Genomic DNA, 25,792 nt, shown 5'->3' on the forward strand with positions numbered 1-25,792 from the left:
CGACAAGGCCCGAGAACTGCGCGTGGCGCTGCGCGAGCGGATGTTTTACGTGCGGCTGCGGACGATGACCAAGAACCGCATCGTCACGGTGTTCGATCGCTATCCGGAGCAGACGGCGCAGTTGAAGACGCTCGGCGACCTGTTCGGCAAGGCCGGCCGCGTCCAGCTGGCGCAGGTCAACGTCTCAGAGATCGACCGCATCCAGATTGATCGTGGTCTCGCCTTCATCGGCGACATCGATGGGCGGATCAAGCAGTCGGAAGCAACGATCCGGGCCATGACCAAGGCCAATGCCAATGTGAGGCTGTTGAAGACAATCCCCGGCATCGGCGAGTTCTTCGCCCGGCTGATCGACGCGGAAATCGATGACATATCGCGGTTTCGCAATGCCAAGAAGCTTGCCGCCTATGCCGGCCTTGTACCCTCGACCTATTCCAATGGCGGCAAGACCTTCCATGGCAAGATCATCAAACAGGGCAACAAGTGGCTGCGCTGGGCTTTCGTGGAAGCGGTCTCGCCGGCCATCGCCAGCGATGCGCAACTGCGCGCCCAGTACGAACACCTGAAGTTTAGCGGAGTAAACAAGGCGCGTGTTGCGATCGCGCGCAAGCTTTTGACGATCGCCTTCCAGATCCTGCGTGACCAGCGCGCCTACGAGCCGCGCGGCGAAAGCCCCACGGAAGGCGCGTCGGCGATATCCCGGTTGTCCTGATGATCGTCCAGCGAGCCCGGCAGGTCTGGGCTGCGCTCCTCAAGGAGAATGGGAAACCGGGAGCCGAACGCCATACTGTGACCGAAGCCACAGGGCATCAGGGTCACGCATTGGAGCATGGTTCACGAACCGACGGACGCAAACAACCTGTCCAGCGGACGGAGAAGATTTAGCCGATCGGCCAAAACGCCGGTCAAACCATAACCGAACCCAAGGAGAAGCCGGCAAATGGCGGTGTTTTGTCCCTTGTGTTCTTTCATTGGAGAATTTTCATGAAGATCACTTGGCTTGGTCATTCCGCTTTCCGTATCGAGATCGGAAAGGCGAAAATCCTGCTGGATCCGTTTCTCACGCACAATCCGTCCTTTGCAGGGCAGAATGCAAAGGATGTCGCGAGCGGTGTCACCCATATCCTGCTGACGCACGGTCACGGCGATCATGTCGGCGATACCGTAGCACTTGCCAAGGAGACCGGCGCCGTCGTTCTCGCAAACGCCGATCTTGCCGCCTGGCTGGGCTCGAAAGGCCTGAAGAAAATCGAAGCGGGCAACACCGGCGGTACGATTTCGTTCGACGGTTTCTCTGCGACCTTTACCAATGCGCTGCATTCATCCGCGCAGATCACCGAGGACGGCGTTTCACACGCCCTCGGCAATGCCAACGGCCTGATGCTGCACTTCGATGAGGAAGCTTCTATTCTGGCCATGGGCGATACCGACATCTTTTCGGACATGGCGCTGATCAACGAACTGCATCAGCCGGATATCGGCTTCGTGCCGGTCGGTGACCGCTTCACCATGGGCGGCGCGGTGGCGGCACTCGCCTGCCAGCGCTACTTCAACTTCAAGACGGCCATTCCCTGTCACTATGGCACCTTCCCGATCATCGACCCGACGCCTGAGAAGTTCGTCTCCGGCATGGAGGGATCGAAGACAGCGGTGAAGACGCCGAAGCCGGGCGAAAGCTTTTCTCTCTAGGTCTACCGAAATCGCTTCGATTTTGGAGGCGGAATTCTACGCTATCCAAAGGCCATGCCCGTTGCGCATAGCGGGCATGGCCTTTATAGCGGGTAGGAAAAATCCTATCCGGAGAATACCATGTCCGTCGACTTTGCCACCGTTAAGCGCGTAGCGCGCCTTGCCCGTATTGCCGTCTCCGAAGAAGAGGCAAATCGCATGGTGGGTGAGCTGAATGGCATCCTCGGCTTCGTCGAACAGCTCTCCGAGGTCGATGTTGAGGGCGTCGAGGCAATGACATCGGTTACGCCGATGGAGATGAAGAAGCGCACGGACGACGTGACCGATGGTAACAAGGCCGCCGACATCGTCTCGAATGCGCCTGTCACCGATCAGAATTTCTTCCTGGTACCCAAAGTCGTCGAATAAGGCTTTCGCCGCTTTCCGACCTCCGTTGCCATTCCAGATTTGAAGCGAATTACCATGAGCGAACTCACCAGCCTGACCATTGCCGAAGCCCGCACGAAGCTGCGCGCCAAGGAAATCAAAGCGACCGAACTGGCCGAAGCTTATATTTCGGCGATCGAAGCGGCCAACGACAAGCTCAACGCCTATATCAAGGTCACGCCCGAGAAGGCGTTGCAGATGGCGGAAGCCTCCGACGCACGGCTCGCCGGCGGCAAGGGCGGCGAGCTCGAAGGCATCCCGCTCGGTATCAAGGATCTGTTTGCCACCGAGGGCATTCATACCCAGGCCTGCAGCCACATCCTCGATGGTTTCAAGCCGCACTACGAGTCAACAGTCACGCAGAACCTGTGGGACGATGGCGCCGTTATGCTCGGCAAGCTCAACATGGACGAGTTCGCCATGGGCTCTTCCAATGAAACCTCCTATTACGGGGCGGTGATCAATCCCTGGCGGTCGGCTGGCTCCAATCAGCAGCTGGTACCTGGCGGTTCCTCGGGCGGCTCGGCGGCTGCCGTTGCAGCCCACCTTTGCGCTGGCGCCACGGCAACCGACACGGGCGGCTCAATCCGCCAGCCTGCCGCTTTCACCGGCACGGTCGGCATCAAGCCGACCTATGGTCGCTGCTCGCGCTGGGGTACGGTCGCCTTCGCATCCTCGCTCGATCAGGCCGGCCCGATTGCGCGCGACGTACGCGATGCCGCGATCCTGCTGAAGTCGATGGCGTCGGTCGATCCCAAGGACACGACCTCGGTCGACCTGCCGGTTCCTGATTATGAGGCGGCGCTCGGTCGGTCGTTGAAGGGCATGAAAATCGGCATTCCGAACGAGTACCGCGTCGACGGTATGCCGGAGGAGATCGAAACGCTCTGGCAGCAGGGTATTGCCTGGCTGAAGGATGCCGGCGCCGAGATCGTCAACATCTCGCTGCCGCACACCAAGTATGCCCTGCCGGCCTACTACATCGTCGCTCCGGCGGAGGCCTCGTCGAACCTCGCGCGCTATGACGGCGTCCGCTACGGCCTGCGCGTCGATGGCAAGGACATCGTCGACATGTATGAAAGGACGCGTGCTGCCGGCTTCGGCAAGGAAGTCAAGCGCCGCATCATGATCGGCACCTACGTTCTGTCCGCCGGCTACTACGACGCCTACTACATCAAGGCCCAGAAGGTCCGCACGCTGATCAAGCGTGACTTCGAACTGGCGTTCAATGCCGGTGTCGACGCGATCCTGACGCCCGCGACCCCGTCGTCGGCTTTCGGCGTCGCTGACGAAAATCTCGCTTCCGATCCGGTGAAGATGTACCTGAACGACATCTTCACCGTAACGGTGAACATGGCCGGTTTGCCGGGCATTGCCGTTCCGGCTGGTCTCGACCACAAGGGCCTCCCGCTCGGCCTGCAGCTGATCGGCAAGCCCTTCGACGAAGAGACGCTGTTCAAGACGGCGCATGTGATCGAACAGGCGGCAGGCAAGTTCACGCCCGCCAAGTGGTGGTAAGCGAGCTTAAAGTCCGGAAAATGACCGTCGCCGACCATCACATGGTCGGCGAAGTCGGTTTTACGGCCTGGAAATCCAGCGGCGCCAAAGAGGTTGGCTTCCACCAGGCACACGTCATCGAACATGCCCGCAAAGCATTCTTCGATTATCCCGCTGCGGCAAAGGGCGATGTCGCCGTCGCTGAACTCGAAGGCAGGATAGTCGGCTGGGGCGGCCGGGAAAACGAGCCCAATCACATATCGGACATCTGGATCGATCCCGCTTGCCAGGGCCGTGGCAGCGGCTCCGCCCTTATTCGCTATTTCATTGAACGCATTGCCGCCGACGGCTTCAAGGTTGCAAAAATCGACACCCGAGCTACCAATGCCGGCGCCATCCGGCTCTACGAGCGAGCGGGTTTCTCGATCATCTGGCGTGATGAGAAGTTCGATGCGGCACTCGGTATTCCGCTCGAAAAGGTGCATCTGGAGAAGCGTCTCGGCTAAGGCCGCAATCTCGGGAGGAGGCTAATGTCCAAACAGAATCTGGCGGATATGATCGAAGCGTTCGACTGCCTCGCGGCGGTGGGTTTCACGATGGGTGCGGAATGGCAGGCCGTTCACGAGATCTGCCAGGCGCATGAAGGTGAGGCGCCTTTCGACTGGGGGCACGCGCTCTGCCACCGTATCGAAGGCGACGACTGGAATTCGGACTACTGGTACCGGCGAGCGGGCAAGCGCCGCGAGAACGGCACGGTGGCCGAGGAGTGGTCAGCGATGAGGGCCGAGCTTTCCACCCATCGTTAAGAAAAGCCGCGCGCCGAAGCGATGCGCGGCCAAAATCGAAAAGCTACCTGTTATCCTGTTCCGCTCTCACCAGAACCAATCCCCGTTCGGTGATGCGATAGGGTCTGCCGCCCGAGGACTTGATGGCCCGCTTCTGCTTCAGCTTGCGAAACAGCTCGAGGCCGAAGCCGGGATAAACCCAGCCATCGCGTGTGAAGCACTTCACCGCCTCGATCTTTCGGTTTTCGTAGCGTTCGATTTCAATGCGGCCACCCTGGGCCAATAGGTGCAGGATACGCTGCTCCGTACGTGAAATATCCATGGAATGTTGATCCGGTGGTAGCGCCCTAGGGCGTACAAAAACGATCTGGCGTCCGATCGGACGTCAGGGCTTCGTTCTTTTCGGGCCCGTGCGCGCAAGCAAAACCTGCGGGCAGGGGCCTCTACCGGGTCTGAGAAGACAAGTTCAACATGTGGTCGTCATATCGGCTGCTCGACATCCCGTCAAGTTTCTTGCAACCGATGGGGGATCTTGCAACGAGCCACGCGCCTAACGCGAGGCTTTGATAATGCGGTGATTCGGTGTTTTACTTCAGTGGAAACGCGGAGGTACCGTTGATCCATATTCGCAATGCCCGCGAAGACGAAGCGGAACTCCTGAGCGAGATCGGAGTGAGGGCCTGGCAGAAGGCGATGGCATCCATCGGCGAAGGGGATGCTATGGTCGATGCCGCGCGGAGCGCCTTCTTCAATTTCGTCGCAAGTAGCTGGATCACCGTCACCGTCATCGAATGGAACGGACATCCGGCCGGATGGGCAGCGCGCGAGACCCTCGACGAGAAGATTTCAGATTTCTGGATCGATCCCGCCTTCACCGGTCATGGTCTTGGGACGGCGCTCTTGCAAAATATCGAAAAAGACATCGCCGCGCAGGGCCTCGATACGGCGATGATGCAGACGCACTCAGGGAACTCCGAAGCGATCGGCTTCTTCCAGAAGCGGGGATACACAATTCATTGGCTATCGATCGTCTACAATCCCAAGCTCGATCGTGATGTGCCGTCCGTCGGTCTGTCAAAGTCTCTGGAAGCCGCGGATGACGGCACATACGGCCTAGCCTTAGCCTAGTACGACGTAACCGAGGGCGGCCGATAACAGCAGAGCGGCTGCGGCATGAAAGACGACGATGGCCCTCAGGATCGAGCGGAACGGCTCTTTCTGTGTCTTGTGACGTAGCAGTTTCTGCGCGCAAACGGCGCCTAGACTGCCGCCAACCAATGCAAGCGTCAGTAAGGTCTTTTCGCTGGTCCGCCTCCAATGGTGGCGAGCGGCCTGCTTGTCGAGAAAATAGACCGAGAACACGAAGGCATTCAGTGCCATGAAAAGCGCGATGATCTTGAAAATATCCGCTGTCGTCATGCGGGTCACGCTAGCGACATTGAGTTAACACGCGCCAAACCGGCTGGCGTCGCTGCGACGCACAGCCGAAAGCCTTGCACCGGCAAGCCATTTCCGTTACCTCACCAGTTGAAAAGAACAGCCTCAAAAAGAGCATCCCAATGACCATTGTCGACGTTCGCACGCCTGATCCGAAACGCTTCATTCCCGGCGCCACTGGCGATTGGGAAGTCATCATCGGCATGGAAGTCCATGCGCAGGTGCTGTCGAATTCGAAGCTGTTCTCGGGTGCCGCGACCGAATTCGGCAAGCCGCAGAATTCCAACGTTTCGCTCGTCGATGCCGCGATGCCCGGCATGCTGCCCGTCATCAATGAGGAATGCGTCGCCCAGGCGGTCCGCACCGGTCTCGGCCTGAAGGCGCAGATCAACAAGCGCTCGATCTTCGACCGCAAGAACTATTTCTATCCAGACCTGCCGCAGGGCTATCAGATCTCGCAGTTCAAGGATCCGATCGTCGGCGAAGGCAAGATCATCATCTCGCTCGGCCCGGATCGTCAGGGGCAGTTCGAGGACATCGAGATCGGCATCGAGCGCCTGCATCTGGAGCAGGACGCCGGCAAGTCGCTGCACGACCAGCATGCCACGATGTCCTACGTTGACCTCAACCGCTCGGGTGTTGCGCTGATGGAGATCGTCTCCAAGCCTGACATGCGCTCTTCCGATGAAGCCAAGGCCTACATGACGAAGTTGCGCTCGATCGTACGCTACCTCGGCACCTGCGACGGTAACATGGACGAGGGCTCGATGCGCGCCGACGTCAACGTCTCCGTCCGCCGCCCGGGCGAAGGCTTCGGCACGCGTTGCGAGATCAAGAACGTCAACTCCATCCGCTTCATCGGTCAGGCGATCGAATACGAAGCCCGCCGCCAGATCGGCGTTCTCGAGGACGGTGGCTCGATCGAGCAGGAGACCCGTCTTTTCGACCCGAACAAGGGCGAGACGCGTTCGATGCGTTCCAAGGAAGATGCGCACGACTACCGTTACTTCCCGGATCCGGACCTGCTGCCGCTCGAGTTCGACGATGCCTTCGTCAAGGCGCTCGAAGCCGACCTTCCGGAATTGCCCGACGACAAGAAGGAGCGCTTCGTGCGCGAACTCGGCCTCTCGGTCTACGACGCTTCCGTTCTCGTCTCGGAAAAGGCGATCGCCGACTATTTCGAAGCCGTGGCTGAGGGCCGCGATGGCAAGACAGCCGCCAACTGGGTCATCAACGATCTGCTCGGTGCGCTGAACAGGACCGGCAAGAGCATCGAAGAGACGTCTGTTTCGCCGGCTCAGCTTGGTGCGATCATTGACCTCATCAAAGCGGAGACTATTTCCGGAAAGATCGCGAAGGACCTGTTCGAAATCGTGCTGAATGAGGGCGGCGATCCGGCCGAGATTGTCGAAACCCGCGGCATGAAACAGGTGACCGATACTGGTGCGATCGAACGGGCCGTGGACGAAATTATCGCCGCCAACCCCGATCAGGTCGCAAAGGTTCAGGCCAAGCCGACTCTTGCCGGCTGGTTTGTCGGTCAGGTCATGAAGGCGACCGGCGGCAAAGCAAACCCGCAGGCCGTCCAGGCTCTCGTGAAGGCGAAGCTCGGCATCGAGGAGTAGGGACCGTGTATTTCGTGCGCACTGCCAGCGAGGGTGATCTTAGCAAGATGCGCACTTTGCTGGATGAGGGCTTTCGCGCGACTTACGCTGGCCTCTACGGCGAAGCGAAGGTGAAAGAGCTCATTGCGCATCTGTTTTCGCCGGCGGCGCTGCAGGCGCGCCTGGCGAAGAAGAATGCAGAGTTCCTCGTTGCCGACAACGGCAAGGATATCGGCGGGGTCGGCTATGCCGCCATGTCGGATGAAATGACGAAGACCGTCATGCTCCATCTGCTATATGTCCGACCGCCGCTGCATCGCCAGGGCATCGGGCGCGAGATTTTTGCCGAGCTGGAAACCTGCTTTCCCGACGCCGAGATCATGCGCCTCGAGGTCGAGCCACGGAACACTACGGCAATCGCCTTCTATCATGCCCATGGCTTCGAGGATGTCGGTCGCAACGAAAATGACGGGCCGGGACAATCCGGCATCCCGACACTGATCCTCGAAAAAACTCTCGAACTGCGCTAGCCAATCATGAGCAAAACCATCATTCGCGAGGCGCGTAGCGCTGACGTTGCTGCGCTTGTCGCGATCTTTGCCTCTGATGATCTCGGCGGTCACGGCGATACGACTGCTACCGAAGCCTTGGGCGATTATCTCAGAGCTTTCGAGCGGGTCGCCTCGTCACGCGATCAGACGCTCTACGTCGCCGAACGCGAGGAACAGGTTGTCGGCACGTTCCAGACGATGATCGTGACGTCACTGGTCGGTCGTGGCTCGTCGTCGATGATTATCGAAGCGGTGCAGACGCGCGCTGACATGCGTGGGCAGGGCATTGGCGCTCAGATGATCGAGTTCGCCATCGCGGAGGCAAAACGTCGCGGCCTGCGCCTTGTTCAACTAACCTCGAACGCCAGCCGCAAGGATGCGCACCGTTTCTACGAGCGGCTCGGCTTCAGGCAATCGCATCTCGGCTTCAAGATGGCGCTGAAATGAGCTGGTGTGGCGCCGGAATCACTGGACAATGCGGATCGCTGGCGGCATAAGCGAGGGATCAAATTCTGGTCCCGCTTGCCGTCTGGCTAGCTCAAGGAAAAGACATGAAGAATCTCCTCGTGCAAATCTTCACCTGGTGGAACGGTCAGACGATCGGTACGCGTTTCGCGACCTGGCGTTTTGGCAAGCGCGTCGGTGAAGACGAATTGGGTAATGTTTACTACGAAGGCGGCATGTCGTCTTACGGCCTTCCGAAGCGTTGGGTGATCTACAAGGGCTACGCCGAAGCCTCGGCAATTCCGCCGGGCTGGCACGGCTGGATGCATCACCGCACAAACGTTCCGCCGAGCCAGGAAAACTACGTCGCCAAGGAATGGCAGAAGCCGCATCGCGCAAACCCGACCGGTTCGCCACAGGCTTATCGCCCGCCCGGCTCGCTGGTCGTTCCTGGCGAGCGTCCTCGGGTTACCGGCGACTACGACGCTTGGACGCCTGGCAACTAAGCAGGCGGCCTGACCGGCCCCGCTTTTAGCCACAATTGACCATTACCCGCAGAATGGCCGCAGCGACTGCGGCCTTCCGATTTTAAGATGCTGTGGAGACGGGCAGACATGAAGCTTTTCACGCGGAACCAGCTCCTGCGTGCCGCCGGGCTCTCCCTGGTGCTTGGCTCGACGCTTCTGCCACAGGTCGCTACCGCTGCCCGCATCGAGAATTCGGTCGCCGTTTTCTCCGGCCTAGACAAGATCACCGGTCGCATCACGACCTTCGATGTATATGTCAACGAGACCGTGCAGTTCGGCGCCCTGCAGGTCACGCCGAAGGCCTGCTATTCGCGTGATCAGGCCGAAGCGCAGAAGATTGATGGTTTCGTGGAAGTCGACGAGATCACGCTCGACCGCAAGATCCGCCGCATCTTTACGGGTTGGATGTTTGCCGACAGCCCCGGCCTCAACGCCGTCGAGCATCCGATCTATGACGTCTGGCTGAAAGACTGCAAGCAGAACTCGGACGTTCCTGCGCCCGACAAGGCAGCTAACTAATTCTCAGAATTTGAGGTGCGGTGATTCCATTGCCGCCGCGAGTATGTGAGCATACTCATCCTTCGGAACATCGATGGCTCCGAACGTCTTCAGGTGCTCGGTCGTGAACTGTGTATCGAGCAGAGTAAAGCCCTTGGCGCGCAGCCGCTCGACGAGATGAACGAGGCAGATCTTCGAGGCGTCCGTCCGCCGCGAGAACATGCTTTCGCCGAAGAATGCCGAGCCAAGCGAAACGCCATATAGCCCGCCGACAAGCTCGCCGCCGTCCCAGGCTTCGACGGTGTGGGCATGGCCTATGCGATGCAGCGTCGAATAGAGCGTCTTGATAGTCTGATTGATCCAGGTGCTCGGCCTGTTCCCGGTCTCTGCCGCGCAGGCTGCGATGACCGCATCGAAATCGTAGTTGAAGCGGATTTCGAACGGCTTGCGCCGAATCGTCTTGGCGAGGCTTTTGGAAACGTGAAATTCGTCGAGCGGCAGGACGCCGCGAAGATCAGGCTCGACCCAGAATATTTCTGGGTCATCAGCCGATTCGGCCATCGGAAAGAGACCGATGGAATAGGCGCGCAGGAGGATTTCCGGTGTTATGCCTGGAGACTTCCTGCGCGATCCTGCCATTCTCTGTTACGCCGATTTCTTGGCCAGATAGTTTTCAAGCCAGTGGATATCGTAGTCGCCGTTGGCGATGTCCTGATTGTCCACCAGATCCTGGAACAACGGAAGCGTCGTCTTGATGCCGTCGACGACGAATTCGTCGAGCGCGCGACGCAGGCGCATCATGCATTCGACGCGCGTGCGGCCGAAGACGATAAGCTTGCCGATGAGGCTGTCGTAGTAGGGCGGGATCTTGTAACCCTGGTAAGCGCCGCTATCGACGCGAACGCCAAGACCACCCGGCGCATGGAAGTGCGTGATCGTGCCGGGCGAGGGCACGAAGGTCCGCGCGTCCTCGGCGTTGATGCGGCACTCGATGGCGTGGCCGTGGAAGTTGATGTCTTCCTGTTTGACAGAGAGTCCGCCGCCGGACGCGACGCGGATCTGCTCGTGAACGAGGTCGATGCCGGTGATCGCTTCAGTGATCGGGTGCTCGACCTGCAGGCGGGTGTTCATTTCGATGAAATAGAACTCGCCATTCTCGTACAGGAACTCAATCGTGCCCGCGCCGCGATACTTCAGCTTTTTCATGGCGTCGGCACAAACTTGGCCGATCTTCATGCGCTGTTCGACGTTGAGGGCAGGGGAATTCGCTTCTTCCCAGACCTTCTGGTGGCGGCGCTGCAGCGAGCAGTCGCGTTCACCGAGATGGATCGCATTGCCTTCGCCATCGCCGAACACCTGGATTTCGATGTGGCGCGGCTTGCCAAGGTACTTTTCCATGTAGACAGCATCATTGCCGAAAGCGGCAGCGGCTTCGGTGCGTGCCGTCGACCAGGCTTCGATCAGGTCGGCCTCGGACTTGGCGACCTTCATGCCGCGTCCGCCGCCGCCGGCAGTCGCCTTGATCAGGACCGGATAGCCGATTTCAGCAGCAGTCCGTAGCGCGTCTTCTTCGGTCTTCACCTCGCCGTCCGAACCCGGAACGACGGGGATGCCGAGTTCCTGCGCCGTCGTCTTGGCGGTGATCTTGTCGCCCATGAGGCGGATATGTTCCGCCGTGGGGCCGATGAAGGTGATGCCGTGCGCTTCGAGGATTTCCGCAAATTTGGCGTTCTCGGAGAGAAAGCCATAGCCCGGATGAACTGCATCGGCGCCGGTGATCTCGCAGGCAGCCACGATTTGGTGGATGTTCAGATAGCTGTCGCGCGAAGGCGGAGGGCCAATGCAGACGCTTTCGTCGGCCAGGCGTACATGCATGGCATCGGCGTCGGCGGTCGAGTGAACGACGACGCAGGGAATGCCGAGCTCTTTGCAAGCACGCAGAACGCGAAGCGCGATTTCCCCGCGATTGGCGATGAGGATTTTCGAGACCATGACGCTCGCCTTATTCGATAACGACGAGGGCTTGGCCGTATTCGACGGGGCTTCCGTCCTCGACGAGGATTTCGGTGACCTTGCCGGACTTCGGCGAAGGGATCTGGTTCATGGTCTTCATCGCTTCGATGATGAGCAGCGTCTGGCCTTCCTTGACGGTCGCGCCGAGCTCGATGAAGGGACGTGCGCCCGGAGCCGGAGCCATATAGGCCGTGCCGACCATCGGCGCGCTGACGGTATTTGCAGGGTTGCGCGCAGCAGCTGCAGGAGCCGCGGGCGCTGCAGCTGGGGCGGCCACTGCCGGAGCCGCGGCTGCAAATGCGGGCGCGGCGATCGGAGCCTGGACGTATTGGGTGTTGCCGGCACGCGAAACGCGGATGCGCAGATCGTCCTGCTCGACTTCGATTTCCGTGAGATCCGTGTCGTTGAGGATGTTCGCGAGGTCGCGGATCAGCGCCTGGTCGATACCGTTTTTCTTCTCAGCCATGAGTATGTGCCCTGTCTTCTTTTTATGCCGTGAGATTCTTCAGCGCATGCAGCGCCAGAATATAGCTGTAAGGCCCGAAGCCGCAGATGACGCCTTTCACCGCTGGCGCAATCATCGACTTGTGGCGGAATTCTTCCCGCGCATGAACGTTGGAGATATGGAGTTCTATCACCGGGATGGAAATAGCGCGAATTGCATCGTGGAGCGCGACAGACGTATGCGTGTAGGCGCCTGCATTGATCGCGACACCGACCGCTTTGTCGTTGGCTTCATGGAACCAATCAACGAGCGTACCTTCGTGATTGCTTTGGCGAAAATCGATGTCGAAGCCGAGCTCGCGCCCGGCCGCCTTGCAGTCAGCCTCAATATCCTGAAGCGTCTTGCCGCCATAGATGCCGGGCTCTCTTTTGCCGAGCATGTTCAGATTGGGCCCGTTCAGGACGAATATCGTTTGCGTCATCGAATGTTCCAGTAGATGCGAGACGGCAACCTATAGACTCCCAGCGGACCTAATGAAAGCCCTTTGGAAAGCGCAGCCCGAATCACGCCACATTTGTCCACATGGCTGAAACACTTCGATTTTGGCGATTTGATGGGCGCCGTATCAGCAACTTGTCTTGCCGCAGGCGCGCATGTTCTTGACCTTGGCCTCAAGGTCGTCGAAGCCAACCGCGCCTTGAACCAGTTCATTGCCGATTACATAGGATGGCGTACCTGTGATGCCGAGACTCTGAGCAAGCTGGTAGGTTTCCTTGACGGAAGCATCGCTCGAACTCTTGGCCATCTCGTCGCGGATCTGCTTTTCGCTGACGCCAAGCGACTCGGCAACTTCGATCGCGCTGGCTTCATCGGCGCGACCGTCGCTGCCGAGAAGTGCAATATGGAACTGGCTATATTTCTCTGGTGCCAGCTTCCGGAATGCATCCGACACCTTGTGGGCTGCGACCGATTCCGGCCCTAGGATCGGGAATTCCTTGAGCACAAAGCGGACGTTCTTGTCCTTTTCCAGCATCGTCTGCATGTCGGAAAGCGCGTGGCGGCAATAGCCGCAGTTGTAGTCGAAGAACTCGACGATCGTGATGTCACCCTTCGGATTGCCGATCGTCATGTCATATCTCGAATTGAAGATCGTTGACTTGTTGTCAGCAATCACCGCGTTGGCTTTAACAAGGCGCGCCTGATCCTGCTTCTTCTGCAGGGCGTCCTGAACGTCCAGCATGATCTCCGGATTTTCGATCAGGTACTGCTTGATGAACTCGCCGAACTCCTTCTTCTGTGCGTCATCGAGCGCTGCCGCCGGATAGGCCGTGGCGACCGAGGCGGTGAGCGCCAGTGCGGTGAAGATTTTCGGAAGTATGGCCATCATATCCTCGTTTTTGGCAGTTCGTATGTATCTTTCTAGGCGCCGGATAACACTGCCCGGTTAACGGCGGCAGTCCGGTGTCGCCAAATTACGGTGCGCCCGATCGTCTTCAAACAGGTATTTTCGTATCCACTGTTCAATCGCGGGATTGTGATGATCCGATTATTGCGGCAATTGTCTGGCCGCAAGCAAAAGTTAGAGAGACCCGATCTTGTTTTCCATTTCCAAACGCAGTGAAGTCGAGCCCTTTCACGCCATGGATGTTCTGGCCGAAGCGACGAAGCGGCGAGCGAGCGGTCACCCGGTCATTTCCATGGCTGTCGGGCAGCCATCCCATCCGGCTCCGCGCGCTGCGCTCGAAGCGGCGCAGGCGGCGCTTGTGGAAGGCAATATCGGCTATACAGATGCGCTCGGCACGACAAGGCTGAAACAAGCGCTGGCCGGGCATTATCGCGACCGTCACGGGCTGGAAATTGATCCTGCGCGTATCGCAATAACCACCGGTTCTTCCGCCGGCTTCAATCTCGCCTTTCTCTCCCTGTTTGATGCCGGTGATGCGGTCGCCATTGCCCGTCCCGGCTATCCTGCCTATCGCAACATCCTCGGCGCGCTCGGGCTGAAGGTTATAGAGGTCCCGGTAACGGCCGAGACGCATTTCACGTTGACGCCCGAGAGCCTTGAGGCTGCGCAAGCGGCAAACAACGTCAAGCTGAAGGGCGTTCTTCTGGCGAGCCCCGCCAACCCGACGGGCACTGTGACTGGCCGCCAAGGCCTGCAGGAGTTGGCGAACTATTGCGCGGCCAATTCGATCGCGTTCATTTCAGATGAAATCTATCATGGCCTAATGTTTGCCGGGGAAGAGACCAGTGTGCTGGAATTGACCGACGAGGCGATCGTTATCAACTCCTTCTCCAAATACTATTGCATGACGGGCTGGCGGGTTGGCTGGATGGTACTGCCCGAGCGACTGGTGCGTCCGATCGAGCGTGTTGCGCAAAGCCTCTACATCTCGCCGCCCGAACTTTCGCAGATCGCAGCGACGGCGGCGCTGGGAGCGAGCGCAGAACTCGACGTGTACAAGGCGAGCTACTCAGCCAACCGCGAATTCCTGCTGAAGCGTCTGCCGGAAATTGGCCTATCGATTGCATCGCCGATGGACGGCGCCTTCTACGCCTATGTCGACGTGACTCGCTTTACCAATGATAGCATGGCGTTCGCCAAGCGGATGCTGGCGGAGATCAACGTTGCCGCGACGCCAGGTCTGGATTTTGACCCCCTGGAAGGCGATCGCTCGATGCGCATGTCCTATGCTGGTTCCGAAGCCGAGATCATTGAAGCAGTCGAGCGCATCGCTGTGTGGCTGAAATAAATCTCTTCCGTTATAGGAGCTTGCGGAGACTTGCTGATTCAGTGTCTGAGCAGCCTGCCGGAGGCCGCTCGACCGTTAAGGCCCTTTATTTGGTCGCTCGGCAGTTCTCACGGTCAAGCTGCGACACCAGCGCCAGGATCGTTTCTGAAACTGGTGTTGGCACTGCTGTCAGGCGACCTAGCGAAACGACCATTCCCACCAGCGGTGTAAGTTCCAGCGATTTGCCAGCGAGAAGGTCCTGCAGCATCGACGTGCGAACTGGCCCGATCTGTTGCGCCTGCTCAAGTCGTTGCTCGACGGACATCCCAACATTCGCGCCGAGCGCTTCTCCTACGGCCTTTACCTCCTTCATGACCTTTCCGATCTGGTCAGTGATCGCGGCATCCGCCATCAGCTCCGACATCAATGAACGCGTCAGCGCGCTGATCGGGTTGAAGGATGCGTTGCCCATCAGCTTGCTCCAGATATCGTCGCGGATCCGGCTAGAGAGCTTCACCTCGATATCTGCGCGTCGCAGCAATGCTTCAATCTCCCGCAAATCTGCAGAGATCTCACCGGAGGGCTCGCCGAGAATGAAATGGCCCTTGTTGCTGAGTCTGACCTCACCGGGTTTGCTGACTTCGGCACCCTGATGGGCGACGCAGCCGATCACCCGCTGCGGGCCGACAAACTGCCAGAGCCTGCCGCCTTCATCGAGTTCCTCGAATTGGAGCTCCGCATGCGCGCTGTCCTGATCGCGATGGAAATACCACCACGGAATGCCGTTGAGGATCATCAAGACACGCGTGCCATCCTTCAATAGATGGCCAATTCCTTCCGCCGCCGCGCTGAGTTGATGGCCCTTCAGTCCGGTGATAACGAGATCCTGTGGCGGCAGTTCCGCTGGATCGTCTGTGGCTGTTACCGACACGCGAAAGGGAAAATCAGCGCCAGCCTCAATGAGACGCAACCCATCGTCCCGGATAGTCGCGAGATGAGCGCCGCGGGCAACGACCGAGACCGTGGCCTCTGCGCCGAGTGACGAGGCAAGCTTGGCCGCGATGGCGCCGCCGAGGGCACCGGCGCCGAAGATGCAGATGTTCTTGAAGGGCATGCGATGATCTTTCCGCGATTGACTGGTCGCGCTGAACTTAGGTCATCCGTCCCTCAAGGCGAGTGATTTTTGAAGCCGGTCGATGCTTTTATTGGTTGGAGCCGGGAAGAAGCTCGTTGCGACGAAGCTCGTCGATCGCAGCCACCGCATCGTCCGCAGACCAGCCGGCGCGGATGGCCGCGGCGATCATCCGAACTTCGGCTTCCTCTTCGATCTTTAAGAACAGCGGTTCCAAGGCCTCTTGGGCGGTAAGAATGTGATCATTCGGAGGGGTAACTGACGGGCGGGTGGCAAGCGTAGGCATCTGCGCGGTACTCCTCTCTCTGGCAGGGGATGATTCACAATAAAGCGCGAGATCAAAAAAGGTTCCGGATAAAGTTTCAAGAACGCTTCATCTTGTTCTTTCGCCCCGGCTCTGCCTTGTTGCGCGACTAGGTTGATGCTCGATTCGGTTCCCGACAAGAGGCGGAGCCATGACGAAAAACGCACGAAGGAGATTGCGATGACGAACGCCAAGAACGGGATTTCCGAAATGCGACCGAGAATTACAGTAATTGGTGTCGGCGGCGGCGGTGGCAATGCCATCAACAACATGATTGCGGAAAATCTCGAAGGTGTCGATTTCATCGCGGCCAATACCGATGCGCAGGTCCTGGCGACCTCCAAGGCATCCCGCCGCATCCAGCTCGGTGCGCATGTGACCGAAGGGCTGGGCGCTGGTTCGCTGCCGGAAGTAGGGCGCGCGGCCGCCGAAGAATCCATCGACGAGATCATGGATCATCTGGCTGGCTCGCATATGTGCTTCGTCACCGCAGGCATGGGCGGCGGCACCGGCACTGGCGCTGCGCCTGTGATTGCGCAGGCTGCCCGCAACGCCGGGATTCTGACGGTCGGAGTCGTAACGAAGCCCTTCACCTTCGAAGGGAACCGCCGCATGAAGACGGCCGATGTCGGTATCGAGGCGCTGCGCGAGGCGGCCGACACGGTGATCGTCATCCCGAACCAGAACCTGTTTCGCATCGCAGACGCAAAGACCACCTTCGCCGACGCCTTCATGACAGCCGACCGCGTGCTTTATGCTGGTGTCGGCTGCATCACCGACCTGATCGTCAAGGAAGGCCTTATCAACCTCGATTTCGCCGACGTGAAATCCGTTATGCGTGGCATGGGCCGGGCGATGATGGGCACGGGCGAGGCTTCGGGCGAGGGGCGTGCAATGAAGGCCGCCGAAGCTGCGATCGCCAACCCGCTGCTCGATGATATCTCGATGAAGGGCGCCAGGGGTGTTCTGATCTCGATTTCCGGTGGCTCCGATATGACGCTCTTCGAGGTGGATGAAGCGGCAAGCCGCATCCGCGATGAGGTTCAGGAAGAGGCCGACATCGTCGTTGGCGCGATCTTCGACCGCAACCTCGATGGCAAGTTCCGCGTCTCGGTCGTCGCCACAGGCCTTGACGGGACGGTTGGAACGCGGACCCATCAGGGCGTGGCGCTCGGCCAGGACATGCAGACGCGTACGCTGCAGTAGACCCTATCGCCTGCGCGCTCGATCGGTGCGCAGGCTTCCTGATTGATGTCGTTTCGGCGTAGGCTTGCCGTTGTCCTGGAAATGTCAGGCAGCGGCCCTAAATCCGCTCTCGCCCCTTCGCCCGCCAAGGCGTTCCCGACAAAATCAGGAAAATCTCATGCCCCAAGACACATTGCCCGTCTGGTTCATCACCGGCTGCTCCACCGGCTTCGGCCGCGAGCTAGCGAAACTTACCATTGCCCGCGGTTGGCCAACGGTCGTCACCGCGCGCGACAAGGCTCGCCTCGCAGATCTCACCTTAGGTCACGAAGCGAACACGCTGGCGCTGGATCTTGACGTGACGGATCGCGCACAAGTCAAGGCGGCGGTCACGGCAGCCGAGCAGCGCTTCGGCCGCATCGACGTTCTCGTCAACAATGCCGGCTATGGCTATCAGTCGACGGTCGAGGAAGCCGAAGAGCAGGAAATCCGCGATCAGTTCGAGGCGAATGTGTTTGGCTTGTTTTCGATGACCCGCGCCGTCCTGCCCGGTATGCGGCAACGCCGGCATGGCCACATCATCAACATCACCTCGGTTGCCGGCTTCATGGGCTTTCCCGGTTCCGGCTTCTATGCCGCGAGCAAGCACGCGGTAGAAGGCTTTTCCGATGCACTTTACGCCGAGGGCAAGCCGCTCGGCATCAAGGTAACCTGCGTCGAACCCGGCCCGTTCCGCACCGATTGGGCCGGCCGGTCACTCAGGCAAACGAAGAGCACGATTTCCGATTATGCCGATACCGCGGCGGCACGGATGAGGCAGACATCCGAATATAGCGGCAAGCAGGCCGGCGATCCCGTGCGCGGCGGCGAGGCGATGATCCGGGTCACGCAAGTGGAAGAACCGCCACGCCATCTCGTGCTCGGTGAAATCGGCTATAACAACGTCACGAACAAGTTGCGCGAGCGACTGGCGCAGATAGAGGAATGGCGCGAAACGAGCCTCGGGGCTGATTTCCCGAAGGCGTAAAATCGTCTCGGGAAATACTGACGTCCGCGCAAGCGGAGCAACCTGAAAACTGGCATCTCGCCGCTGTGGTGGAGGATATCGAATGGTGAAGTTTGGCTATCTTGTTGCCAGTCTGCTGATCCTGATCGGAGTGGTCTGGATGGGGCAGGGCAGCGGCTATTTTCCCTATCCGCAAGAAAGCTTCATGATCAACCAGACGCCCTGGGTCTATTGGGGCGCGCTCGCAACGATCGTCGGAATTGTTGTGATTGTGGTGACGAGAAACGCACAGCACCGGTAGCGATTGAGGCGCCCATGTGGCTTGAGCTGCCGCAGTCAACAGACTGGCGCGGCATGTGTCGCCAGTTGGCGACATTTGATCTGGATGCAGGCAGGGCATTCTTGCGCGTCCGAGCCTCTAAAATAATTCGCCGGCGAAAGAAGCCTCTGAGCGAGCTTCCGCCGGCGAAAGATGTGATCCGTAAAGAGCGCTTACGCGCGGCGCGAACGAGCGTCCGCCATGTCGGGCCGCGTCCCGTCAGGAGCGCGAAGGCCGTAGTGCTTGCTTGCAAACACCCATTCCACATTGCCAGGCTCAAACGGGCGACGCGGGTTTCTCAATGCCATCCGGCGCTCGGAGAGGCTGCGCGGCAGGGTGTCGATCATATCATTGACGAAGGTTTCAACGCTGTCTTTCCAGCGAGGAGAGATTGAAACATCCACGCCACCAAAGCGATGGAAGTCGGGATGTTTGCGGGAGTAGCATGCGCCGAGCATCCAGGCATGCTGCTGCTTCAGAAAGCGTTCTTTAATGGTCATTCCTAGTCTTTTTCCTTGGCGTCATCGACGACATCAGCCTCGGGGCGGTCGCCTCGGTTCGACCGTTCCGTTGTCCAGCTGCCGTCTGCACGCTGATATGTAATGTCCGCATCCTGGCCACCGAGCTGTTGTCGCTCTGCGGCGTGTTTGGCCGCTGCCAGTGCTTCTTCGTGAGTTGGGAAAGTTTCCGACCAGACATCGTCCAGGCGGTAAGCCCAGGCGCCATCGTGTTCGGCGACGTGGTAGGTAATCGACATCGATCTTTCCTTCAAGAACTTTTCGCAGGAATTTGCATCCAGGCGCCACGCAGATTGAAAAGCTCAAACGCCGCTCGCCCGATGCTTGTTCCGTCGCGGCCTGACCTGTGCGAGGCTGGATTCAATGCGCGGCACGATCTTGCGTGAGCGCGCAACGCTTCATAGGCTTGGCTGGTTGATGGATTCGTTCAACGCCTCTTAATAGGAATCCCATGCGCGCTCAGTCGAAGTCGTTCATCGTCGAAGTCAAATCCTCCCGCCGCGCCGAGCGTCGCCAGTCCGCGTCGATCTGGGGGAACCTCGATCTCTCGGCCGTTGCCGAAGAGATTGCGGAAGAGTCGCCCCAACCGGCCGCAGCTCCGGCGGAAACTGCTGTGGTGCGATAATCCGCGGAGGCCGATCAGCCGCCGCCGATAGCACACCTCCTGGCCGCCAGGCGGGAACAAGGGCACCCGCCTTGGCTTCTCGATATTGCGTCAATCCCAAGGTCTCGGCTCCAGATAAAGCAGGCCGACGGCTCGGTCCATATTAGTCCAGGAAGAACTCCAGTAGATCGGCGTTGATGATATCAGGATGCGTCGTGCACATGCCGTGCGGGAGGCCGGCATAGGTCTTCAGCGTTCCGTGTCTCAGGAGCTTGACCGAAAGCGGTGCTGAATCGGCATAGGGAACGATCTGATCGTCGTCACCGTGCATTACCAGCGTCGGCACAGTGATCTGCTTCAAGTCCTCGGTGAAATCCGTTTCGGAGAAGGCTTTGATGCAATCGTAATGCGCCTTCGCCCCGCCCATCATCCCTTGCCGCCACCAGTTCTCGATGATGCCCTGGCTGACCTTGGCGCCTGGCCGATTGAAGCCGTAGAAGGGGCCGGCCGGCACATCGAGAAAGAACTGCGCGCGGTTGGCGACGAGCGCCGCACGGAAACCGTCGAAAACTTCGAGTGGAAGCCCGCCGGGGTTTTTGTCCGACTTGACCATGATCGGCGGTACGGCGCCGATCAGCACGGCCTTGGCGACGCGGCCGGGCTTTGCACGCGCGACGTAATGGGCGACCTCACCACCGCCGGTCGAGTGACCGACATGGATCGCATTCTTGAGGTCGAGCGCATCGGTAAGCGCGGCGACATCGGCCGCATAGGTGTCCATCTCGTTGCCCTGCCACGTCTGGCTGGAGCGGCCGTGCCCACGCCGGTCATGGGCGATCACCCGATAGCCCTTGTCCAGAAAGAACATCATCTGTGCATCCCAGTCGTCGGCGCTGAGCGGCCAGCCGTGATGAAAGACAACGGGCTGGGCATCGAGCGGACCCCAATCCTTGTAGAAGATTTCGGTTCCGTCGGCGGTCTTGATGAATGGCATGATCAGGTCCCTCTTTCTGGATGTGATTGCTTCGATTGCGGTAAAGGCACGCGAGCATCCTTCCGGCGCCCATGTTCTGGGGCGTCCGGCAGAGCTGGCTCACATGCCGTACTACGTCATCATCATCATGATGCGGCTTTAGCGGCGCTGCGAGCCAACGGTAATGTGATGCAAATCATCGAGAAGGGAAGGGCGTTTTGGAGAATGGCGGCCACAAGGGGGTGGGCCCTGTGCAGACGAAGAGAGCAGGTACTTCCTAGGAGCCGGCGATATCTAGTTTCATTGAGAGACTGGGATAAGGGTTGCGAAGGTCATCCGACACCGCCCGAATACTCTCTATAGAGAGACGAGGAAGGTCGTCCCGCTGAAATCTCAGATCGCTCTTATCAAAGACGAAGGTTGCTAGTGAAAAATTATCTTGGAGGACGACGTGAAACACACCGGCATGCTGGTCATTAGTTAGCGCCTATCTATAGGCGAATTGCGACTCAACGCTCCAATTCCCTTGTCGCATGGTTCGATAACCTCCTAGAATTGAAAGCATTTCGGGGAAGGTTCCGTCGACCACATTGGCTGACGTATGCACGAATACTGTGATGGCTTCTTCGTCCGTTAAAATTCGTCCTGAAATCTGATAGAAAGTCGCGACAGTTAGCTTCACAGCAAACATGTTGATGTGTTCCCGCTGTTTTTCACCGATGGAAACAATCACTGCTTCTTGACCGGTTTTCGCTTGGAAATCCTTCTCACGCCGGCGATTGCCAACGCGGCCGCTAAGAATTTCATCGTAGGTTTCAGGGCAATTTCGAAGAAGAGCCTTCGCTTCTTTTTCGAATTCGTGCTCGCTCATTCTAGTTCAATGTCATCGAAATGGCGCAGTGACAAACCTAGTGGCTCCCTACATCTCCGGGCACCGAGGCGCCCGGAAGTTTCTCTTTTAGGACACGCTCATCGGTTCTGGGACAAACCCATTGGCTTCCCAGACTGCGATGATCACCGCATCATCAAGAGCACCCGCTCGTTGCGCCGCACGTGTCGCACTTCTCGCAGGTGCCGTTGCGGACCATTGTGAAGTTCTGGCACTCGGAGCACATGTTGCCGGTGTACCCCTGCATGATCGAGCGGGCGCGGCGTTCGGCTTCGACCTTCTTGGCCTCCGTCTTGGCCGATGCCGCGTCGGCGGCTGCCTTGTCGGAGAAGAGGGCGGTTGCCTGCTGCTGACTTTCGCTGGCGACCTCGCCGAGTACCTCTTCGGCGATCTCTTCGGCCAGTTCCTTTGCCCGCTCCTCGTAATCGCGCTTGAAGGCAACGATTTCGGAGCTGGAGATGGCAACGGTCGGCTCGATCCTGCGGGCCGCGGCGCCTGCGAATGACGTCACGGTGCCCGTCGAGGAGGCGCGGGCAGGGGCGGCGGTTGCCGAGCCCTTCGGCTCGCCTGATGCCTGGCGTTCGCCGTTCGAAACCAGCGTCGGCTTGTAGCCGCGGGTCCAGCCGGTCGAGACGAGGTTCGTCTTGCCTTCCTGGATGCCCTTGCCGAGTGCCGTGTTCGAGAAATCAGACGTATCGACATGCGCCAGGTCGTGGCGGCCGAGGTAGGAGACGGCGAGTTCGCGGAACACGTAGTCGAGGATCGATGTGGCGTTCTTGATCGCGTCGTTGCCGATGACCATGCCTGCCGGCTCGAACTTGGTGAAGGTGAAGGCCTCCACATATTCTTCGAGCGGCACGCCGTACTGCAGGCCGAGCGAGATGGCGATGGCGAAGTTGTTCATCATCGCACGGAAGGCGGCACCTTCCTTGTGCATGTCGATGAAGATTTCGCCGAGGCGGCCGTCACCGAATTCGCCGGTGCGCAGGTAGACCTTGTGTCCGCCAACGGCAGCCTTCTGGGTATAGCCCTGGCGGCGGTTCGGCAGCTTTTCGCGTTCGCGGGTGACGCGCTCGACCACACGCTCGATGATCTTTTCGGTGATGGTGACGGCCTGGGCGGCGACCGGCTGCTGCAGCAGATCGTCCAGTGCGTCCTCATCGCTTTCATCTTCGATCAGCGAGGCGTTCAGCGGCTGCGACAGCTTGGAGCCGTCACGATAGAGGGCGTTTGCCTTCAGGCCGAGCTTCCAGGAAAGCATGTAGGCGCTCTTGCAATCGTCGACCGTTGCGTCGTTCGGCATGTTGATCGTCTTGGAGATCGCACCCGAGATGAACGGCTGGGCGGCAGCCATCATGCGGATGTGGCTGTCGACCGAGAGGTAACGCTTGCCGATCTTGCCGCAGGGGTTGGCGCAATCGAAGACGGGCAAGTGCTCGTTCTTCAGGAACGGTGCGCCTTCCAACGTCATCGCACCGCAAACGTGGATGTTCGCAGCCTCGATATCCTTCTTGGAGAAGCCGAGGTGGTCGAGCAGGTTGAAGCTCATGTCGGCGAGCTGCTCGTCGGAAACCTTCAGCGTGCCCTTCAGGAAGTCGGTGCCGAGCGTCCACTGGTTGAAGACGAACTTGATGTCGAAGGCCGACTTCAGCGCGGCGTTGACGGCATCGACCTTCTCGTCGGTGAAGCCCTTGGCCTTCAGCGTCGAGGGGTTGATAGCAGGTGCCTGGTTCAGGTTGCCGTGGCCAACAGCGTAAGCTTCGATCTCGGCGATCTGGCTTTCGGAGTAACCGAGCGTGCGCAACGCTTCCGGAACGGCGCGGTTGATGATCTTGAAGTAGCCGCCGCCGGCAAGCTTCTTGAACTTCACCAGCGCGAAGTCGGGCTCGATACCTGTTGTGTCGCAATCCATGACGAGGCCGATCGTGCCTGTTGGAGCGATGACGGTTGCCTGGGCGTTGCGGTAGCCATGCTTTTCGCCGAGCTCGAGAGCCTTGTCCCAGGCGCTCTTGGCGTGAGCCGCCAGATCCTGGTCCGGGTTCTCCGAGTGGATGAGCGCGACCGGGTTGATCGACAGGCCTTCATAGCCCGACGTCTCGCCGTAAGCGGCGCGGCGGTGGTTGCGGATGACGCGCAGCATGTTCTCGCGGTTCGGCGCGAACATCGGGAACGGTCCGAGCTCGGAGGCGATCTCGGCCGAGGTGGCGTAGGAGATGCCGGTCATGATTGCGGTCAGCGAGCCGGCGATGGCGCGAGCTTCGTCGCTGTCATAGGGAATGCCCGAGGACATCAGCAGGCCGCCAATGTTGGCGTAGCCGAGGCCGATCGTGCGGTATTCGTAGGAGAGCTCGGCAATCCGCTTCGACGGGAACTGCGCCATCATCACGGAGATTTCGAGAACGACACTCCACAGGCGAACGGCATGCTCGTAGTCTGATATGTTGATGCGCTTGGTGGCAGCATCCTTGAACTGCATGAGGTTCAGCGAGGCAAGGTTGCAGGCCGTGTCGTCGAGGAACATGTATTCCGAGCATGGGTTGGATGCGCGGATCGCGCCGGCAGCCGGGCTGGTGTGCCAGTCGTTCATCGTCGTGTTGAAGTGCAGGCCCGGATCGGCCGATGCCCATGCAGCGTAGGAGATCGACTCCCAGAGGTCGCGTGCCTTCAAGGTCTTCATGACCTTACCGTCCTTACGGGCCTTCAGCTGCCAGTCGCCGTCGTTTTCGACTGCGCGCAGGAAGTCGTCCTTGATCGAGACGGAGTTGTTGGAGTTCTGGCCCGATACGGTGAGGTAGGCTTCGCTGTCCCAGTCCGTGTCGTAGGTCTTGAACTCCATGTCCTTGTAGCCCTGGCGGGCGAACTGGATGACGCGGCCGATGTAGTTCTCAGGAACCTGGTCCTTCTTGGCAGCGCGGATTTCGCGCTTCAGGGCAGGGTTCTTGTTCGGGTCGAAGCAGTCGCCATTGTCGGCCTCGCAGTTGACGCAGGCCTTCATGATCGCCTTCAGGTGCTTGGCGACGACCTTGGAGCCGGTGACGAGGGCGGCAACCTTCTGTTCTTCCTTCACCTTCCAGTTGATATATTCCTCGATATCTGGATGGTCGATGTCGACAACGACCATCTTCGCCGCACGGCGCGTCGTGCCGCCCGACTTGATGGCGCCCGCTGCACGGTCGCCGATCTTCAGGAAGCTCATCAGGCCGGAGGAACGGCCGCCACCGGAAAGCTTTTCGCCTTCGCCGCGGAGGTAGGAGAAGTTCGAGCCGGTGCCGGAGCCGTACTTGAAGAGGCGAGCTTCGCGGACCCACAGGTCCATGATGCCGCCTTCGTTGACGAGATCATCTTCAACGGACTGGATGAAGCAGGCATGCGGTTGCGGATGCTCGTAGGCAGACTTCGACTTCACCAGTTTGCCGGTGAAGGGGTCGACATAGAAGTGACCCTGGCCGGGGCCGTCGATGCCGTAGGCCCAGTGCAGGCCCGTGTTGAACCACTGCGGGGAGTTCGGTGCAACGCGCTGGGTGGCCAGCATGTAGGCAAGCTCGTCCTTGAAGGCAGAGGCATCTTCTTCGGACGAGAAATAGCCGCCCTTCCAGCCCCAGTATGTCCAGGTTCCGGCGAGACGGTCGAAGACCTGGCGGGCGTCGGTTTCGGAACCGTACTGCTGGTCCTTCGGAACATCCTTCAGAGCTGTTTCGTCAGCAACCGAACGCCACAGGAAGGAAGGAACGTCGTTTTCCTCGACCTTCTTCAGCTTCACGGGAACGCCGGCCTTGCGGAAATACTTCTGTGCCAGGATGTCGGCCGCGACCTGCGAGAACTGCGCCGGAACGTCGATGTTTTCGAGGCGGAATACGATCGACCCGTCCGGGTTCTTGATCTCGCTCGTCGCCTTGCGGAATTCGATATCCGCGTAAGCGCTCTGTCCTGCCTTCGTGAAACGGCGTTCTATGCGCATTTCTCTAACCTCTAGCTGCGCGCCTCGTCCCCGTCGACCAAGGCGCAAGTTTCCACCTCCGGCAGCGCCGTGAGGAGCGCAGCCAGTTCTCGTTCCGTATCATCACAGGAGTGTCATCCGGAGATGATTGCTCCTGTATCTTGTGGTGATCGTGGCTGCAAACACTAAATATAGTGTTAACAGCTTATTATCGCCAGCCCCGGATGTCACTTTTTTCGGAAGATAAAAATCGCGCACGAAACCCCTCATGGCGGTC

Annotated in this window: 32 protein-coding genes; 18 read left to right on the plus strand and 14 right to left on the minus strand. The window is 59.3% G+C overall.

The genetic code is table 11. The annotated features are described in order from the left end of the window. The 6 genes from ATY79_RS04070 to ATY79_RS04095 form a co-directional block, all read left to right on the plus strand. Positions 1 to 712, plus strand: a 712-nt coding sequence (locus ATY79_RS04070; RefSeq protein WP_141105692.1) for an IS110 family transposase, incomplete at its 5' end; no start/stop codon positions are given. A gap of 272 nt (positions 713 to 984) precedes the next feature. Then, on the plus strand, positions 985 to 1,689 hold the full coding sequence (locus tag ATY79_RS04075) for a metal-dependent hydrolase (RefSeq protein WP_088694719.1): 705 nt from the start codon (positions 985 to 987) through the stop codon (positions 1,687 to 1,689). 120 nt (positions 1,690 to 1,809) lie between these two features. Further along, positions 1,810 to 2,097: an Asp-tRNA(Asn)/Glu-tRNA(Gln) amidotransferase subunit GatC gene (gene gatC / locus ATY79_RS04080; protein ID WP_088694720.1), complete on the plus strand. Its 288-nt coding sequence runs from the start codon at positions 1,810 to 1,812 to the stop codon at positions 2,095 to 2,097. 54 nt (positions 2,098 to 2,151) lie between these two features. Then, complete coding sequence (gene gatA / locus ATY79_RS04085) at positions 2,152 to 3,633, plus strand: Asp-tRNA(Asn)/Glu-tRNA(Gln) amidotransferase subunit GatA (RefSeq protein ID WP_088694721.1); 1,482 nt, start codon at positions 2,152 to 2,154, stop codon at positions 3,631 to 3,633. A gap of 20 nt (positions 3,634 to 3,653) precedes the next feature. Beyond that, complete coding sequence (locus ATY79_RS04090; protein WP_088703132.1) at positions 3,654 to 4,118, plus strand: GNAT family N-acetyltransferase; 465 nt, start codon at positions 3,654 to 3,656, stop codon at positions 4,116 to 4,118. A 24-nt stretch (positions 4,119 to 4,142) separates the two neighbouring features. Beyond that, positions 4,143 to 4,418 carry a hypothetical protein gene (locus tag ATY79_RS04095; protein ID WP_088694723.1) on the plus strand — a complete coding sequence of 92 codons (276 nt, stop codon included), beginning with the start codon at positions 4,143 to 4,145 and terminating at the stop codon, positions 4,416 to 4,418. Between the two features lie 43 nt (positions 4,419 to 4,461). Here ATY79_RS04095 and ATY79_RS04100 read toward each other — a convergent pair whose 3' ends face one another. Continuing rightward, positions 4,462 to 4,719 carry a YjhX family toxin gene (locus ATY79_RS04100; RefSeq protein WP_088694724.1) on the minus strand — a complete coding sequence of 86 codons (258 nt, stop codon included), beginning with the start codon at positions 4,717 to 4,719 and terminating at the stop codon, positions 4,462 to 4,464. A gap of 293 nt (positions 4,720 to 5,012) precedes the next feature. Here ATY79_RS04100 and ATY79_RS04105 point away from each other — a divergent pair, with 293 nt between their 5' ends. Continuing rightward, complete coding sequence (locus tag ATY79_RS04105) at positions 5,013 to 5,525, plus strand: GNAT family N-acetyltransferase (protein ID WP_088694725.1); 513 nt, start codon at positions 5,013 to 5,015, stop codon at positions 5,523 to 5,525. On the opposite strand, the gene ATY79_RS04110 is transcribed toward ATY79_RS04105, so the two are convergent. Further along, complete coding sequence (locus tag ATY79_RS04110) at positions 5,517 to 5,816, minus strand: DUF1294 domain-containing protein (RefSeq protein WP_088694726.1); 300 nt, start codon at positions 5,814 to 5,816, stop codon at positions 5,517 to 5,519. The genes ATY79_RS04105 and ATY79_RS04110 overlap by 9 nt on opposite strands. Before the next feature lie 140 nt (positions 5,817 to 5,956). Here ATY79_RS04110 and gatB point away from each other — a divergent pair, with 140 nt between their 5' ends. From gatB to ATY79_RS04135, 5 genes are all read left to right on the plus strand, one after another. Beyond that, a complete protein-coding gene (gene gatB / locus ATY79_RS04115; protein ID WP_088694727.1) occupies positions 5,957 to 7,459 on the plus strand; it encodes an Asp-tRNA(Asn)/Glu-tRNA(Gln) amidotransferase subunit GatB in 1,503 nt (500 codons plus the stop codon). A gap of 5 nt (positions 7,460 to 7,464) precedes the next feature. Continuing rightward, a complete protein-coding gene (locus ATY79_RS04120) occupies positions 7,465 to 7,968 on the plus strand; it encodes a GNAT family N-acetyltransferase (protein WP_088694728.1) in 504 nt (167 codons plus the stop codon). Between the two features lie 6 nt (positions 7,969 to 7,974). Next, positions 7,975 to 8,436: a GNAT family N-acetyltransferase gene (locus ATY79_RS04125; protein ID WP_088694729.1), complete on the plus strand. Its 462-nt coding sequence runs from the start codon at positions 7,975 to 7,977 to the stop codon at positions 8,434 to 8,436. Between the two features lie 104 nt (positions 8,437 to 8,540). Next, positions 8,541 to 8,939, plus strand: a complete 399-nt coding sequence (locus ATY79_RS04130; RefSeq protein ID WP_007792741.1) for an NADH:ubiquinone oxidoreductase subunit NDUFA12 — start codon at positions 8,541 to 8,543, stop codon at positions 8,937 to 8,939. 108 nt (positions 8,940 to 9,047) lie between these two features. Beyond that, positions 9,048 to 9,479, plus strand: a complete 432-nt coding sequence (locus ATY79_RS04135; RefSeq protein WP_088694730.1) for a DUF2155 domain-containing protein — start codon at positions 9,048 to 9,050, stop codon at positions 9,477 to 9,479. 3 nt (positions 9,480 to 9,482) lie between these two features. Here the strand turns inward: ATY79_RS04135 and aat are convergent, their stop codons facing one another. From aat to ATY79_RS04160, 5 genes are all read right to left on the minus strand, one after another. After that, the gene (aat, locus tag ATY79_RS04140; RefSeq protein ID WP_088694731.1) at positions 9,483 to 10,097 is read right to left on the minus strand and encodes a leucyl/phenylalanyl-tRNA--protein transferase; all 615 of its coding nucleotides are present in this window, start codon (positions 10,095 to 10,097) and stop codon (positions 9,483 to 9,485) included. A gap of 6 nt (positions 10,098 to 10,103) precedes the next feature. After that, positions 10,104 to 11,450: an acetyl-CoA carboxylase biotin carboxylase subunit gene (gene accC, locus ATY79_RS04145; protein ID WP_088703133.1), complete on the minus strand. Its 1,347-nt coding sequence runs from the start codon at positions 11,448 to 11,450 to the stop codon at positions 10,104 to 10,106. Between the two features lie 10 nt (positions 11,451 to 11,460). Then, on the minus strand, positions 11,461 to 11,937 hold the full coding sequence (gene accB / locus ATY79_RS04150) for an acetyl-CoA carboxylase biotin carboxyl carrier protein (protein ID WP_088694733.1): 477 nt from the start codon (positions 11,935 to 11,937) through the stop codon (positions 11,461 to 11,463). 22 nt (positions 11,938 to 11,959) lie between these two features. Further along, positions 11,960 to 12,397 (minus strand): type II 3-dehydroquinate dehydratase, encoded by a 438-nt coding sequence (gene aroQ, locus ATY79_RS04155; protein ID WP_088703134.1) that lies wholly within the window; start codon positions 12,395 to 12,397, stop codon positions 11,960 to 11,962. 144 nt (positions 12,398 to 12,541) lie between these two features. Beyond that, complete coding sequence (locus tag ATY79_RS04160; protein WP_088694735.1) at positions 12,542 to 13,300, minus strand: DsbA family protein; 759 nt, start codon at positions 13,298 to 13,300, stop codon at positions 12,542 to 12,544. 211 nt (positions 13,301 to 13,511) lie between these two features. Between ATY79_RS04160 and ATY79_RS04165 the strand changes: the two genes are divergently transcribed. Then, positions 13,512 to 14,669, plus strand: a complete 1,158-nt coding sequence (locus ATY79_RS04165) for an aminotransferase class I/II-fold pyridoxal phosphate-dependent enzyme (RefSeq protein WP_088694736.1) — start codon at positions 13,512 to 13,514, stop codon at positions 14,667 to 14,669. Between the two features lie 85 nt (positions 14,670 to 14,754). On the opposite strand, the gene ATY79_RS04170 is transcribed toward ATY79_RS04165, so the two are convergent. After that, positions 14,755 to 15,762 (minus strand): 2-dehydropantoate 2-reductase, encoded by a 1,008-nt coding sequence (locus tag ATY79_RS04170; RefSeq protein WP_088694737.1) that lies wholly within the window; start codon positions 15,760 to 15,762, stop codon positions 14,755 to 14,757. 88 nt (positions 15,763 to 15,850) lie between these two features. Next, positions 15,851 to 16,066 (minus strand): hypothetical protein, encoded by a 216-nt coding sequence (locus ATY79_RS04175; RefSeq protein ID WP_088694738.1) that lies wholly within the window; start codon positions 16,064 to 16,066, stop codon positions 15,851 to 15,853. A 198-nt stretch (positions 16,067 to 16,264) separates the two neighbouring features. Between ATY79_RS04175 and ftsZ the strand changes: the two genes are divergently transcribed. From ftsZ to ATY79_RS04190, 3 genes are all read left to right on the plus strand, one after another. Then, complete coding sequence (ftsZ, locus tag ATY79_RS04180; RefSeq protein WP_088694949.1) at positions 16,265 to 17,290, plus strand: cell division protein FtsZ; 1,026 nt, start codon at positions 16,265 to 16,267, stop codon at positions 17,288 to 17,290. Positions 17,291 to 17,447: 157 nt separating this feature from the next. Next, the gene (locus ATY79_RS04185) at positions 17,448 to 18,296 is read left to right on the plus strand and encodes an oxidoreductase (RefSeq protein ID WP_088694739.1); all 849 of its coding nucleotides are present in this window, start codon (positions 17,448 to 17,450) and stop codon (positions 18,294 to 18,296) included. An 82-nt stretch (positions 18,297 to 18,378) separates the two neighbouring features. Beyond that, entirely contained in the window at positions 18,379 to 18,576 is a 198-nt protein-coding gene (locus ATY79_RS04190) for a hypothetical protein (RefSeq protein ID WP_088694740.1), read from the plus strand. Between the two features lie 191 nt (positions 18,577 to 18,767). Here the strand turns inward: ATY79_RS04190 and ATY79_RS04195 are convergent, their stop codons facing one another. Both ATY79_RS04195 and ATY79_RS04200 read right to left on the minus strand, forming a co-directional pair. Continuing rightward, complete coding sequence (locus ATY79_RS04195; RefSeq protein ID WP_007531928.1) at positions 18,768 to 19,094, minus strand: hypothetical protein; 327 nt, start codon at positions 19,092 to 19,094, stop codon at positions 18,768 to 18,770. A 2-nt stretch (positions 19,095 to 19,096) separates the two neighbouring features. After that, complete coding sequence (locus ATY79_RS04200) at positions 19,097 to 19,351, minus strand: DUF2188 domain-containing protein (RefSeq protein ID WP_088694741.1); 255 nt, start codon at positions 19,349 to 19,351, stop codon at positions 19,097 to 19,099. Between the two features lie 212 nt (positions 19,352 to 19,563). Between ATY79_RS04200 and ATY79_RS30720 the strand changes: the two genes are divergently transcribed. After that, positions 19,564 to 19,737, plus strand: coding sequence for a hypothetical protein (locus tag ATY79_RS30720; protein ID WP_189637247.1), 174 nt, complete (start codon positions 19,564 to 19,566; stop codon positions 19,735 to 19,737). Between the two features lie 142 nt (positions 19,738 to 19,879). Here the strand turns inward: ATY79_RS30720 and ATY79_RS04205 are convergent, their stop codons facing one another. Further along, the gene (locus ATY79_RS04205) at positions 19,880 to 20,710 is read right to left on the minus strand and encodes an alpha/beta hydrolase (RefSeq protein WP_088694742.1); all 831 of its coding nucleotides are present in this window, start codon (positions 20,708 to 20,710) and stop codon (positions 19,880 to 19,882) included. On the opposite strand from ATY79_RS04205, the gene ATY79_RS30725 reads away from it, so the two are divergent. Next, the gene (locus tag ATY79_RS30725; RefSeq protein ID WP_189637248.1) at positions 20,709 to 20,852 is read left to right on the plus strand and encodes a hypothetical protein; all 144 of its coding nucleotides are present in this window, start codon (positions 20,709 to 20,711) and stop codon (positions 20,850 to 20,852) included. The genes ATY79_RS04205 and ATY79_RS30725 overlap by 2 nt on opposite strands. Before the next feature lie 324 nt (positions 20,853 to 21,176). On the opposite strand, the gene ATY79_RS04210 is transcribed toward ATY79_RS30725, so the two are convergent. Both ATY79_RS04210 and ATY79_RS04215 read right to left on the minus strand, forming a co-directional pair. Continuing rightward, positions 21,177 to 21,560 carry a hypothetical protein gene (locus tag ATY79_RS04210; protein WP_088694743.1) on the minus strand — a complete coding sequence of 128 codons (384 nt, stop codon included), beginning with the start codon at positions 21,558 to 21,560 and terminating at the stop codon, positions 21,177 to 21,179. A 154-nt stretch (positions 21,561 to 21,714) separates the two neighbouring features. After that, positions 21,715 to 25,536: a vitamin B12-dependent ribonucleotide reductase gene (locus ATY79_RS04215; RefSeq protein ID WP_088694744.1), complete on the minus strand. Its 3,822-nt coding sequence runs from the start codon at positions 25,534 to 25,536 to the stop codon at positions 21,715 to 21,717. Positions 25,537 to 25,792 lie beyond the last annotated feature (256 nt).

The organism is Rhizobium sp. R693 (assembly GCF_002211315.1).
Classification (GTDB): domain Bacteria; phylum Pseudomonadota; class Alphaproteobacteria; order Rhizobiales; family Rhizobiaceae; genus Rhizobium.